Source organism: Pseudomonas sp. ZS1P83, assembly GCF_054897825.1.
In genome coordinates this window covers 1,259,353-1,272,696 of sequence record NZ_CM142706.1, presented here as the reverse complement: position 1 = coordinate 1,272,696, position 13,344 = coordinate 1,259,353, and the positions used below count along the sequence as shown (strand labels likewise).

7 protein-coding genes are annotated in these 13,344 nt (G+C 59.8%); 2 read left to right on the top strand and 5 right to left on the bottom strand.

Annotation, left to right across the window (positions count from 1 at the left end):
* Window positions 1–20 precede the first annotated feature (20 nt).
* From ACYZT0_RS06060 to ACYZT0_RS06040, 5 genes are all read right to left on the bottom strand, one after another.
* A complete protein-coding gene (locus tag ACYZT0_RS06060) occupies window positions 21–1,184 on the bottom strand; it encodes a zinc-binding metallopeptidase family protein (protein WP_462045049.1) in 1,164 nt (387 codons plus the stop codon).
* 154 nt (window positions 1,185–1,338) lie between these two features.
* The gene (gene ligA, locus ACYZT0_RS06055; protein ID WP_462045048.1) at window positions 1,339–3,696 is read right to left on the bottom strand and encodes an NAD-dependent DNA ligase LigA; all 2,358 of its coding nucleotides are present in this window, start codon (window positions 3,694–3,696) and stop codon (window positions 1,339–1,341) included.
* Window positions 3,697–3,838: 142 nt separating this feature from the next.
* Entirely contained in the window at window positions 3,839–4,693 is an 855-nt protein-coding gene (zipA, locus tag ACYZT0_RS06050; protein WP_462045047.1) for a cell division protein ZipA, read from the bottom strand.
* 260 nt (window positions 4,694–4,953) lie between these two features.
* Entirely contained in the window at window positions 4,954–8,442 is a 3,489-nt protein-coding gene (smc, locus tag ACYZT0_RS06045; RefSeq protein ID WP_462045046.1) for a chromosome segregation protein SMC, read from the bottom strand.
* Between the two features lie 2 nt (window positions 8,443–8,444).
* Entirely contained in the window at window positions 8,445–9,104 is a 660-nt protein-coding gene (locus tag ACYZT0_RS06040) for a GntR family transcriptional regulator (protein ID WP_462045045.1), read from the bottom strand.
* 266 nt (window positions 9,105–9,370) lie between these two features.
* Here ACYZT0_RS06040 and xdhA point away from each other — a divergent pair, with 266 nt between their 5' ends.
* Both xdhA and xdhB read left to right on the top strand, forming a co-directional pair.
* The gene (xdhA, locus tag ACYZT0_RS06035) at window positions 9,371–10,825 is read left to right on the top strand and encodes a xanthine dehydrogenase small subunit (protein ID WP_462045044.1); all 1,455 of its coding nucleotides are present in this window, start codon (window positions 9,371–9,373) and stop codon (window positions 10,823–10,825) included.
* The gene (gene xdhB / locus ACYZT0_RS06030; protein WP_462045043.1) at window positions 10,818–13,217 is read left to right on the top strand and encodes a xanthine dehydrogenase molybdopterin binding subunit; all 2,400 of its coding nucleotides are present in this window, start codon (window positions 10,818–10,820) and stop codon (window positions 13,215–13,217) included. The genes xdhA and xdhB overlap by 8 nt, the downstream gene beginning before the upstream one ends.
* Window positions 13,218–13,344 lie beyond the last annotated feature (127 nt).

Genomic DNA, 13,344 nt, shown 5'->3' with positions numbered 1-13,344 from the left:
AGATCGGCCTGCGGCAGTTCCTACCCCTGCAACACCTCATCCGCCCGGCCGCCCTCCTGCTGGATCACCAGGTGGATGAAGTGCAGCTTGGCGATCACTGCTGCCGGCAGGACAAACGGATAGAAATCCGGCTGACCCATGCTGCGTGACAGTTCATTAAGCATGCCCGCCAGTTCGATCCACGCATTGACGAATGACAGGAACGCCGCGCCGCCGGGATGCTGCGGGTCGAAGAGAATGCTGGCCGGGAATGGCTTGTAGTCGAAGTCCATTTCCCGCGCGCTCATGCCGAATCCCAACGCCGTATCCACCGCGTCCATCATGTGCAGGTAGTGAGCCCAGGATTCGGCCCAATCCTCCCAGGGATGCATGGTCGCGTAGGCGCTGACGTAATGTTGCTGCCAGTCGAGCGGCGCGCCTTGCTGGTAATGCCGTTCGAGGGCCTCGGCGTAACTCGCGCGCTCGTCGCCGAACAGGCCGCGGAACGGCTCCAGCCAATGGCCGTTGGCGACCAGCCGATCCCAGTAATAATGCCCAACCTCATGACGAAAGTGCCCGAGTAGCGTGCGATAAGGTTCATGCATCTGCACCCGAATCTGCTCGCGATGTGCATCGTCTGCTTCTTTGATATCGAGGGTGATCAGACCCTTGGCGTGACCGGTGGTCGGCGGCTTGCCTTCGAGGTCGACACCAATGAAATCGAAGGCCAGGCCGGTCTCTTCGTCCAAGGTTTTGGGAATCACCTGCAAACCAAGACTGACCAACTGTGCAACCAGACGACGTTTGGCCGTTTCGACCTTGCGCCAGCGTTCGTGGTTTTCGGGAATCGACAGGTCGGGGATGGTGTGGTTCAGGCTACAGGCGATGCATAACGCATCGTGGTCATTGGCGGGGAGCAGCCAATTGCACGCGGCCGGGGAATCGAGGTTGGCGCAGCGGCGCAAGACACCCGCTTCGGGATCGGCGTCGAGTAACCAGGTATCGGCCTGCAAGCCGGGCTGCAGTGACGACAAGCGATTCTGCTCCGGTTGATAACCCAACGCCGCCGAACAGGCCAGGCACTGACTGTTGCGAAAAAACAGCGACTGCCCGCAGCGGCATTGCCAGACCTTACTGTTACGCGAGCTTTCGCCAATGAAGGGCGCAGCGATGCGTGAACTGAGCTGTTCAAAAAAGCGGTACATGGCGATCTCTCCCTGAGGCTTGCCAAGACTAGATCATTCTCTCGGCATGATCGTTCCCACGCTCTGCGTGGGAATGCCGCCCCGGACGCTCCGCGTCCGCTGTGACGCAGAGCGTCACGGGATGCGTTACCACGCAGAGCGTGGGAACGATCAACTAAACCGCAATACCGTGCTTACTCAGAAACTCGACAAAAGCCTCTTCATCGAGAACCTTCAATCCCAGCTCATTAGCCTTCGTCAACTTGGAACCTGCACCCGGCCCAGCGACCACGCAATGGGTCTTGGCCGATACCGAGCCCGCCACCTTGGCACCGAGGCTTTCAAGTTTGTCCTTGGCAATGTCACGGCTCATCAATTCGAGCGAACCGGTCAACACCCAGGTCTGCCCGGCCAGCGGCAAACCTTCAACGACTTTCTTCTCGCTCTGCCAGTGCATGCCGAAATCGCGCAGCTGTTTCTCGGCGGATTCAGCAGTTTGACGATTTTGCGCAACCGCGAAAAACTCGCGAACCGAGCTCGCCTGCTTCTCCGGCAGTGCCTGACGCATATCCAGCCAGTCGGCGCTGAAAACCCCTTCAAGCGAACCAAATTTATCGGCTAATTTCTGCGCCCCACCCGGCCCAACCGAAGGGATGTGCAACTTGTCGAGGAAGCCACCCAACGTGGTGCTCGCGGCAAACTCGGCACCCAGCTCGCCCTGATCCTGAATCTGCAGACCGTGCTTGAGCAGATCCTTGATCACCTGCTGGTTATGCGCATCTTCAAAGAAGCTGTGAATCTCATGAGCCACTTCCAGGCCAACGTCCGGCAAGTACGTGAGCACTTGCGGCAACGCCTGCTGAACCCGCTCCAGAGCGCCGAGGGAGCGCGCCAGCACCTTGGCCGTCTCTTCGCCGACATCGGGAATCCCGAGGGCGTAGATGAAGCGCGCCAGGCTCGGCTTCTTGCTGTCTTCGATGGCGCTGAGCAGGTTCTTGCTCGACAGTTCGGCAAAGCCTTCCAGGTCGACAATCTGCTCGAACGTCAGGGCGTACAGATCGGCCGGCGAATTCACCAGGCCTTCGTCCACCAGTTGCTCCACGCTCTTCTCGCCCAGGCCTTCGATGTCCATGGCGCGACGGGAGACGAAGTGAATGATCGCCTGCTTGAGCTGCGCACCGCAGGCCAGACGACCAACGCAGCGATACACCGCGCCTTCGCTGACGGTTTCGCGACCCTTGCTGCGCTTGACCAGTTGCGTGCGCTCGACATGGGAACCGCAGACCGGGCACTTCTCGGGAATCTGCACCGGCCGCGCGTTATCAGGGCGGCGCTCGGTGACCACTTGCACCACCTGCGGAATCACATCGCCGGCGCGACGGATGATCACGGTGTCGCCGATCATCAAGCCAAGGCGGGCCACTTCGTCCATGTTGTGCAACGTCGCGTTGGCCACGGTGACGCCGGCCACCTTGACCGGTTTCAAGCGCGCTACGGGCGTCACCGCACCGGTACGACCGACTTGGAATTCCACGTCGAGCAGTTCGGTGAGCTCTTCCATCGCCGGGAATTTGTGGGCAATCGCCCAGCGCGGTTCACGAGCGCGAAAACCGAGTTCACGCTGGGACGCAATACTGTTGACCTTGAACACCACGCCGTCGATTTCATACGGCAGCGAATTGCGGCGTTCACCAATGTCGCGGTAGTAATCCAGGCACTCATCGATGCCCTGCGCCAGCTTCAACTCATGACTGATTGGCATGCCCCAGGCTTTGAGTTGCTGCAGGTTACCAATGTGCGTGTCGGCAATATCGGCCGAAATTTGACCGATGCCATAGCAGCAGAATTCCAGCGGACGATTGGCGGTAATCTTCGAATCCAGCTGCCGCAAGCTGCCGGCCGCCGCGTTGCGCGGATTGGCGAAGGTCTTGCCGCCGACTTCCAGTTGCGTGGCGTTAAGGCGCTCGAAACCAGCCTTGGACATGAAGACTTCGCCGCGCACTTCCAGGGTCGCTGGCCAGCCAGTACCGTGCAGCTTGAGCGGGATGTTGCGCACGGTGCGTACGTTGACGCTGATGTCTTCGCCAGTAGTGCCATCGCCGCGAGTGGCACCGCGCACCAGCACGCCGTCCTGGTACAACAGACTGACCGCCAGGCCATCGAGCTTGGGTTCGCAGCTGTATTCCACCGCCGCACCGCCACCGAACAGATCACCGACCGGCAGGTCCAGCCCGTCGGTTACGCGACGATCGAACTCGCGCATGTCCGTTTCTTCGAAGGCGTTGCCGAGGCTGAGCATCGGCACTTCATGACGCACCTGAGTAAACGCCGACAGCGCCGCGCTGCCGACGCGCTGGGTCGGCGAGTCGCTGGTGATCAATTCGGGATTGACCGCTTCGAGGGCCTTGAGCTCATTGAACAACCGATCGTATTCGGCGTCCGGAATGCTCGGCTCGTCCAGCACGTGGTAGCGATAGTTGTGCTGATCCAGCTCAGCGCGCAGCTCTAGAATGCGGTTTTTGGCGGCGGTCATGGGTGTTCTCTCATAAAGCAAAAGAGCAGCCGAGGCTGCTCAATCTGTTGAAGCTGTACAAATCATTGTAATTGTAGGAGCCAGGCTTGCCGGCGAAGGCGTATTTAAGATCGCCTTCGCCGGCAAGCGTGGCTCCTACAGATCAACGCTTCTGGGTCAGGGCGCGACGTTCAAATTCAACGATGCGCTGACGGTAATGCTCAATCGTTTGGGCGGTCAGCACGCTGCGCTGATCGTCTTTGAGCTCACCGTTCAGCTCCTGGGACAGTTTGCGCGCGGCGGCCACCATCACGTCGAAGGCTTGCTTGGGATGACGCGGGCCTGGCAGACCGAGGAAGAAACTCACCGCTGGCGTGCTGAAGTGGTCGATGTCGTCCAGATCGAAGACGCCCGGCTTGACCGCATTGGCCATCGAGAACAGGACTTCGCCATTGCCGGCCATGCTTTCGTGACGGTGGAAGATGTCCATCTCGCCGAAACGCAGACCGCTTTCCAGAATGTTCTGCAACAGCGCCGGGCCTTTGAAGCCAGCGGCGTCGCGGCAGATCACGCTGATCACCAGCACTTCTTCGGCTTGCGGGTGTTCCTTTTCGCTGGTCGAACTCGACGCCTTGGTATCATCCGGGAAATCGTCGTCACGGCTGCTGAAGCTCGGGCCGCCGTCCAGATCCAGGTTGAGGTTCAAGTCGCCCTGGGATGGCTCGCCGTGGCCACGCTTGCCGCGTTTGGAACCCGATTCACGCGGTTCACGGGCAGGCATGCTCACCGACGGCAGATCGTGCTCGTCCAGATGCGGTTCTTTATGGGCATCCAGCACGCGGGGCGGGCCCAACAGCTCGGCGCTGGTGTCCTCGTCCGGCAGATTGGACAAACTCCGGTCAAGACGAAATTTCAGTTTTCCCTTTCCGCCGCGCATACGGCGCCAGCCATCGAAAAGAATACCGGCAATGACAATAATGCCGATGACGATCAGCCACTCGCGCAGACCGATTTCCATGTAATCCCGTGCCTCTATAAAAAATGCTGAAAAATAAGGGGTTTACAACTCGTAAACCGCTTTAAAACGTGGCGCCAACTCTATGTTCTGACAGGCGTTTTGCCCACGTATACGAAAAATTGACATTAAACTAGCACGACCAAAGGCAACTTTACACCGTCTGTCACAATGGCTTGCGCGAATATGTCGATTGGCCAGCAAGTCGGGGCAGGTAAAAAAGTCCTACAACTCGAAAAAACCTTTCCTACAAGCGCACCGACTCAGGCCTCCACCATCGCCATCGCCTCCTCAACATCCACTGCCACCAGACGCGAACAACCCGGCTCGTGCATCGTAACGCCCATCAGTTGATCGGCCATTTCCATGGCGATCTTGTTGTGGGTGATATAGATGAACTGCACCGTCTCGGACATCTCTTTGACCAGCCGTGCGTAGCGTCCAACGTTAGCGTCATCCAGGGGTGCGTCAACTTCGTCGAGCATGCAGAACGGCGCCGGATTCAACTTGAAGATCGCAAAAACCAGGGCCAGTGCGGTCAGGGCTTTTTCGCCACCGGAGAGCAAATGGATGGTGCTGTTCTTCTTTCCGGGTGGTTGCGCCATGATCGTCACCCCTGTATCGAGTAGATCTTCGCCCGTCAGTTCCAAATACGCGCGGCCTCCACCGAAAACTTTTGGGAAAAGCGCCTGTAATCCGCCATTGATCTGATCAAAGGTATCTTTGAAGCGGTTACGGGTTTCCTTGTCGATCTTGCGAATCACGTTTTCGAGGGTGTCCAGTGCTTCCACCAGATCGGCGTTCTGTGCATCCAGATAACGTTTACGCTCGGATTGTTGCTGGTATTCGTCGATGGCCGCGAGGTTGATCGCGCCGAGACGCTGAATGCGTGCGGCAATGCGTTCGAGTTCTTCTTCGGCGTCCTTCTCGTTGGCCTCGGCCACCAGCGTGGCGAGCACGCCGGGGAGGTCGTAGCCGTCCTCGAGCAATTGATCTTCGAGGGTCTTGCGGCGCACGGTCAGGGCTTGCCATTCCATGCGTTGGTGTTCGAGTTGGCCGCGGATCAATTGGGATTGTTGCTCGGCCTGATTGCGGCGTTTCTCGGCGTCGCGCAATTCGCGATCCGCATCTTCCAGGGCGATCTGCGCAGTCTTGAGTTCTTCGTCGACCGTCATGCGCTTGTCGAGCAGCTCTTCAAGTTTCAACCGCAGCTCTTCCAGCGGCGCCTCGCCCTCCTCCAGGTTGAGACTCAGCTGTTCGCGTTTTTCGGTCAGGCGCTCGGACTGCATTTCCAGACGTTCCAGCGCCTGACGCGTGGAATCGTGCTGGGCCTTGAGCGAACCCAGACGCACCGCCAGTTGATGCGCGTGATCCTTGTGCTGCCGGGCTTCCTGACGCACTCGATCGAGGCGCTCGCGCAGGCTGTCGCGTTGGGCCAGCAGCAATTCGCGCTGCTCGGTGTCCAGCGCCATGCTGTCGAGGGCATCCTGCAATTGCAGGCGCGCTTCGCCGATGTTTTCGTGTTCAAGTGCGCGCTGCTCGCCCAGCTCGGTCAGCTCTTCGTCGAGACGAGTACGGCGCAAGGTCAGTTGTTCGGCCTTGGCTTTACCGGCGGACAACTGGGCTTTCAGCTCACCTTGCTGACGCGCTTCGTCTTGCAGCAGACGGCGCAAATGTTCGCGACCGTTTTCCTGCTGACGCTGCTGCGCCCTGAGATTTTGAAGTTGGGTTTCCAGGGTTTCGACCGTGGCTTCGCGCTCATCGCGTTCAAGGCCCAGGCGCTGGATTTCCTGACCACGGGCCAGCACACCGCTTTGCGCTTCGCTGGCTCGGCGCACACGCAAAAAGTGTCGACCGACCCAGTAACCATCGCGGCTAATCAGACTCTCGCCGGCGCTCAATTGACTGCGCAGGGCCAAGGCCTGTTCGAGGCTGTCGACCGGTTTAATTTGCCCCAACCATGGCGACAGATCGATCTGCGCTTCCACTTTATCGAGCAAGCTGCCGGGCACGCGCGCACCATCACTGGCCGGGCTGAGCAACCGCAAATCGCCTTGGGCAAAACCGGCCAGATCGAAATCGCCGAAGTCATCCACCAACACCGCTTGCAGGTCGGCGCCGAGCACGGTTTCCACCGCCAGCTCCCAACCGGCTTCGACTTTCAGGTCTTCGGCCAGACGCGGACGGTCCGCCAAATGTTGTTCGCGCAGCCATTCGGCGGTGCCGGTGCCCGGATCGAGTGCGGCTTGCTGCAAGGCTTCAAGGGAAGCGAGGCGACCGTTGAGGCGCTGTAAATCACCTTGAGCCTGCTGCTGATTTTGCAGCGCCAATTGCAACTCCTGACGCAGTTGCTCAAGGCGTTCGACCTGAGCTTCTTCGCTGGCCTGCAAATCTTCAAGCGTGGCCTCGGAAGCGGCCAACTGCTCACTGAGCTCCATGATCGCCGCGTCTTCCGGGTCCGCCGACAGCAACGCGCGTTCCTCGCCAAGACGCTTCTGACGATCGGCCAGTCGCTCCATGCTGGTTTCCAGCTGCTGGATGCGCGACTGCTGCACTTCAGACTGACGACGAGGCTCGGCAGCGGTGAGGTTGAACGTGTCCCACTGCTCCTGCCAGCCGTGCATGGTGGTTTCGGATTCTTCCAGCGCGGCGGCGGCCTCTTCGGCGGCGGCGCTGGAGACCTCCTGTTCCGGGGTGAGCAAGTCCAGCTCTTCGCCGAGTGTCTGCAGCAAGGTGCGATCGAGGCCCAGATGAGACTCGGTTTCCAGACGCGCACGCTCGGCCTCTTTCAGGTCGTCCTGCAATTGGCGCAGGCGCTGCTGTCCATGCTGGATGCTCTGCTCGACCCGGGCGATGTCGCCGCCGACCGAATAGAAGCGCCCCTGCACCAGATTGAAGCGCTCGGACAGGTCGTGGTGACCGTCGCGCAGGCGTTCGATAGCCGCGTCGGCATTGCGCTGCTCAGCCACCAGAGCTTCGAACGTGACTTCCTGAGTGCCGATAATCGCTTCGCGTTGACCGACCTGCTCGTTCAACGCCTGCCAGCGCAGGGCCGACAGCTGAGCCTTGAGCTGACGCTCCTCGCCCTTGTATTCCTGATACTTCTTGGCAGCCTCGGCCTGGCGGTGCAAGCGTTCAAGCTGACGCTCGAGCTCTTCGCGCAGGTCGGTCAGGCGGGCTAGGTTTTCGTGGGTGCGACGGATGCGATTTTCGGTCTCGCGCCGGCGCTCCTTGTATTTGGAGATGCCGGCCGCTTCTTCAATAAAGTTGCGCAGGTCTTCGGGCTTTGACTCGATCAGCTTGGAGATCATCCCCTGCTCGATAATCGAATAGCTGCGCGGGCCCAGGCCTGTACCGAGAAAGATGTCGGTGATATCGCGGCGGCGGCATTTGGTGCCGTTGAGGTAATAGGTTGTCTGGCTGTCGCGGGTTACTTTGCGGCGAATGGAAATTTCCGCATAGGCGGCGTATTCGCCGAGCAGAGTGCCGTCGGAGTTATCGAACACCAGCTCGATGCTGGCCTGACTCACCGGTTTACGACTGGTGGAGCCGTTGAAGATGACGTCAGTCATCGACTCGCCGCGCAGGTTCTTGGCCGAACTCTCGCCCATCACCCAACGGACGGCGTCGATGATGTTCGACTTGCCGCATCCATTGGGCCCGACCACTGCCGCCATGTTACTGGGGAAGTTCACCGTGGTCGGGTCGACGAAGGATTTGAACCCCGCCAGCTTGATGCACTTTAGCCGCACGCTTAAGCGTCCGTCAGGGCAGAAACCACCAGATCGCAGCTACGCTGGGCATACGCCGTCAGCACGATGCGGATCTGCGGAAAATCTCGGGCCAGCACGGCGGCGAGCAAGCGTTCGAACAGCTCGAGGAACTCGCTCATCGAGGCCTTGCGCTGTTCCAGGGCGAGGAAATACGCGCGGCTCATGGCCGGCTGCAGGTTCTCGACGGTTTCCTGCAAGTACGGGTTGTTGGCGAACGGATACGCGGCACGCATCACACTGAAGCTGTCGTCGACGAAGGTGCGAATGTCCTGACGTTCGTAGCTGGCGGTCAGACGCTGCTGGATTTGCACGAACGGCGCCATGTCGGCCTGGACTTGCCAGCCGCTGGCCACTGCATTGCCCAGCAGAATGTAAAGCTCGCTCATCAGCGTGCACAGGCTCCGGACCTTGTGGACCGTGAGCTCAGTCACGTGGGCGCCGCGTCGCGGTAGAATCGCGATCAGGTGGCGGCGCTCGAGGATCAGCAAGGCCTCACGGACCGAACCGCGGCTGACATTGAGGGCCAGCGTGACCTTCTGTTCCTGGATGCGCTCCCCGGGCTTCATTTCGCCACGAATGATGCGTTCGGCGAGGTGGTGAGCAATTTGCTCGGCGAGGCTGTCCGGCGCCTTGAACGTCATGGTTGTCCTTCAAACTCTTCGATCTGCACAAGCGGCGCAGTGTACCGCACATAAAGGGTCATGGCGGAGTGCCCACTCGGCGGTTTTTGGCACGATTCAAGCAAAAAGCAGGCTATCCCGTGAGGGTCAATAATGAAGTAACGAGTCGTTGATCGACAAAATGCTATTTCCTGACCTTTAAGTCAGAAAATCATTGACCGGAAAGTCAGACCTGATAAATTCGGTTCAAGTCGGTTAACAACAATAATGAGTCTGCGAGGCCTTCCGTGATCCAGTTTTTACTTAACCAGGAACTCCGTAGCGAGCACGCCCTGGACCCAAACCTGACCGTGCTCAATTATCTGCGCGACCATGTGGGCAAACCCGGCACCAAAGAAGGCTGCGCCAGCGGTGACTGCGGTGCATGCACCGTGGTGGTCGGCGAGCTGCAAACGGATGACGATGGCCGCGAACATATTCGCTATCGCAGCCTCAACTCGTGCCTGACGTTCGTTTCGTCACTGCACGGCAAACAACTGATCAGCGTCGAAGACCTCAAGCACCAGGGCCAACTGCACAGCGTGCAGAAAGCCATGGTCGAATGCCATGGCTCGCAATGCGGTTTCTGCACGCCAGGCTTTGTGATGTCGTTGTTCGCGCTGCAAAAGAACAGCGATCAACCGGATGCTCATAAAGCTCACGAAGCGCTGGCCGGCAACCTCTGCCGCTGCACCGGCTATCGGCCGATTCTGGCTGCCGCCGAACAATCCTGCTGCGGCAAGCAACCGGATCAGTTCGATGTTCGCGAAGCCGACACCATTGCTAGACTGAAAGCCATCGCACCTACCGACATCGGCGAACTCAACAGCGGCGACAAACGCTGCCTGGTGCCGCTGACCGTCGCCGATCTGGCTGACCTCTACGACGCTTATCCAGAGGCTCGCCTGCTGGCTGGCGGTACGGATCTGGCGCTGGAAGTCACTCAGTTCCACCGCACCCTGCCGGTGATGATTTATGTGGGCAACGTCGCCGAGATGAAGCGCGTCGAACGCTTCGACGATCGCCTGGAAATCGGCGCCGCCACGTCCCTCTCCGATTGCTACGAGGCCTTGAAGGCCGAGTACCCGGACTTCGGCGAACTGTTGCAGCGTTTCGCCTCTTTGCAGATCCGCAACCAGGGCACCCTCGGCGGCAATATCGGCAACGCCTCGCCGATCGGTGACTCCCCGCCCCTGCTGATTGCACTCGGCGCGCAGATTGTCCTGTGCAAAGGCGAAGTCCGCCGCACGATGGCGCTGGAAGATTACTTCATCGATTACCGGGTCACCGCGCGTCAGGAAAGCGAGTTCATCGAAAAGATCATCGTGCCTCGCGCCAGCGCCGAACAATTGTTCCGCGCCTACAAGGTGTCGAAGCGTCTGGACGATGACATTTCCGCGGTCTGCGCTGCGTTCAACCTGCGCATCGACAATGGCGTGATCGCCGATGCCCGCGTCGCCTTCGGCGGCATGGCGGCTACACCAAAACGCGCCAAGGCCTGCGAAGCTGTATTGCTCGGCGCCACTTGGAACAACGACACCGTCGAACGCGCCTGCACCGCATTGGCCGAAGATTTCACGCCGCTCTCGGACTTCCGCGCCAGCAAGGAATACCGCCTGCTCAGCGCGCAGAACCTGCTGCGTAAATACTTCATCGAACTGCAAACACCGCACATCGAGACTCGGGTGACCGCTTATGTCTAATCATCACGCCGTAGAGAAGACTCAAGCCGAATTGGCTGAATTGTTCGCCAAGGACCTGACCACCGGCGTCGGCCGCAGCGTCAAGCACGACAGCGCCGACAAGCATGTGTCCGGTGAAGCGCAGTACATCGACGATCGCCTGGAGTTTCCGAACCAGCTGCACGTTTACGCACGCCTGTCGGACCGTGCTCACGCGAAAATCATCAGCATCGACACCCAGCCTTGCTACGCCTTCGAAGGCGTGCGCATCGCCATCACCCACAAAGACGTGCCGGGTCTGAAAGACATCGGCCCATTGCTGCCGGGCGACCCGCTGCTGGCCATCGACGATGTGCAATTCGTCGGTCAACCAGTGCTCGCCGTCGCCGCGAAAGACCTGGAAACCGCACGCAAAGCCGCCATGGCCGCGATCATCGAATACGAAGATCTCGAACCGGTGTTGGACGTGGTCGAAGCCCTGCGCAAACGCCACTTCGTACTCGACAGCCACACCCATCAGCGCGGCGATTCGGCCAGTGCGTTGGCCACCGCCGAGCATCGCATCCAGGGCACGCTGCACATCGGCGGCCAGGAACACTTCTACCTCGAAACCCAGATCTCTTCGGTGATGCCGACTGAAGATGGCGGGATGATCGTTTATTGCTCGACGCAGAACCCCACCGAAGTGCAGAAACTGGTGGCCGAAGTGCTCGATGTGTCGATGAACAAGATCGTCGTCGACATGCGCCGCATGGGCGGTGGTTTCGGCGGCAAGGAAACCCAGGCCGCCAGCCCGGCATGCCTGTGCGCAGTGATCGCGCACCTCACCGGGCAACCGACCAAAATGCGCCTGCCGCGCGTCGAAGACATGCTGATGACCGGCAAGCGTCACCCGTTCTACGTCGAATACGACGTGGGCTTCGACAGCACCGGTCGGCTGCACGGAATCGCTCTGGAGCTGGCTGGGAACTGCGGTTGCTCGCCAGACTTGTCGGCGTCGATTGTTGACCGCGCAATGTTCCACGCCGACAACTCGTACTACCTGGGCGATGCGACCATCAACGGTCATCGCTGCAAAACCAACACCGCGTCGAACACCGCTTACCGTGGTTTCGGCGGCCCGCAGGGGATGGTCGCCATCGAAGAAGTGATGGACGCGATTGCCCGCCATCTGGCCCTTGATCCGCTGGCCGTGCGCAAGGCCAACTACTACGGCAAGACCGAGCGCAACGTTACCCATTACTACCAGACCGTCGAGCACAACATGCTCGAGGAAATGACCGCCGAACTCGAAGAAAGCAGCCAGTACGCCGAGCGCCGCGAAGCGATTCGTCGCTACAACGCCAACAGCCCGATCCTGAAAAAAGGCCTGGCGCTGACCCCGGTGAAATTTGGTATTTCCTTCACCGCCAGTTTCCTCAATCAGGCCGGCGCACTGATCCACATCTACACCGATGGCAGCATCCACCTGAACCATGGCGGCACTGAAATGGGCCAGGGTTTGAACACCAAGGTCGCGCAGGTTGTGGCCGAAGTGTTCCAGGTGGAAATGGACCGCGTGCAGATCACCGCGACCAACACCGACAAGGTCCCGAACACTTCGCCGACCGCCGCTTCCAGCGGTGCCGACCTCAACGGTAAAGCCGCGCAGAACGCCGCTGAAATCATCAAGAAACGCCTGGTTGAATTTGCCGCGCGGCAGTACAAGGTCAGCGAAGAAGACGTGGAATTCCACAACGGTCACGTGCGGGTTCGCGATCACATCCTGACCTTTGAATCGCTGATCCAGCAGGCGTATTTCGCTCAGGTGTCGCTGTCGAGTACCGGGTTCTACAAGACCCCGAAAATCTTCTACGACCGCAGCCAGGCCCGAGGTCGGCCGTTCTACTACTACGCCTTCGGTGCAGCCTGTTGCGAAGTGATCATCGACACCTTGACCGGTGAGTACAAGATGCTGCGCACCGACATTCTGCATGACGTCGGCGACTCGCTGAACCCGGCGATCGACATTGGCCAGGTCGAGGGTGGTTTCATCCAGGGCATGGGCTGGCTGACCATGGAAGAACTGGTGTGGAACAACAAAGGCAAACTGATGACCAACGGCCCGGCCAGCTACAAGATCCCGGCGGTGGCGGACATGCCGCTGGACCTGCGCGTGAAGCTGGTGGAAAACCGTAAAAACCCGGAAGACACGGTGTTCCATTCCAAGGCCGTGGGTGAGCCGCCGTTCATGCTTGGCATCGCGGCGTGGTGTGCGATCAAGGACGCCGTGGCGAGCCTTGGCGACTACAAGCATCAACCGAAAATCGACGCACCGGCGACGCCGGAGCGGGTGTTGTGGGGCTGTGAGCAGATGCGCCAGTTGAAGGCGGCCAAGGCTGTCGAAGCTGAGCCGGAGTGGGCTTCGCTTTAAGACCGAGGCGCGGCCTTCGCGGGCAAGCCTCGCTCCTACAGATTGGCGGTGTATCGCGATAATACATTCGCCGCAAAACTTGTAGGAGCGAGGCTTGCCCGCGAAGAGGCCCGAACAGACAACAGAG

Bases quoted from the DNA above. Each gene is read 5' to 3' on its own strand.
- ACYZT0_RS06060 (WP_462045049.1), bottom strand. From the start codon at position 1,184: ATGTACCGCTTTTTTGAACAGCTCAGTTCACGCATCGCTGCGCCCTTC.
- ligA (WP_462045048.1), bottom strand. From the start codon at position 3,696: ATGACCGCCGCCAAAAACCGCATTCTAGAGCTGCGCGCTGAGCTGGAT.
- zipA (WP_462045047.1), bottom strand. From the start codon at position 4,693: ATGGAAATCGGTCTGCGCGAGTGGCTGATCGTCATCGGCATTATTGTC.
- ACYZT0_RS06040 (WP_462045045.1), bottom strand. From the start codon at position 9,104: ATGACGTTCAAGGCGCCGGACAGCCTCGCCGAGCAAATTGCTCACCAC.
- xdhB (WP_462045043.1), top strand. From the start codon at position 10,818: ATGTCTAATCATCACGCCGTAGAGAAGACTCAAGCCGAATTGGCTGAA.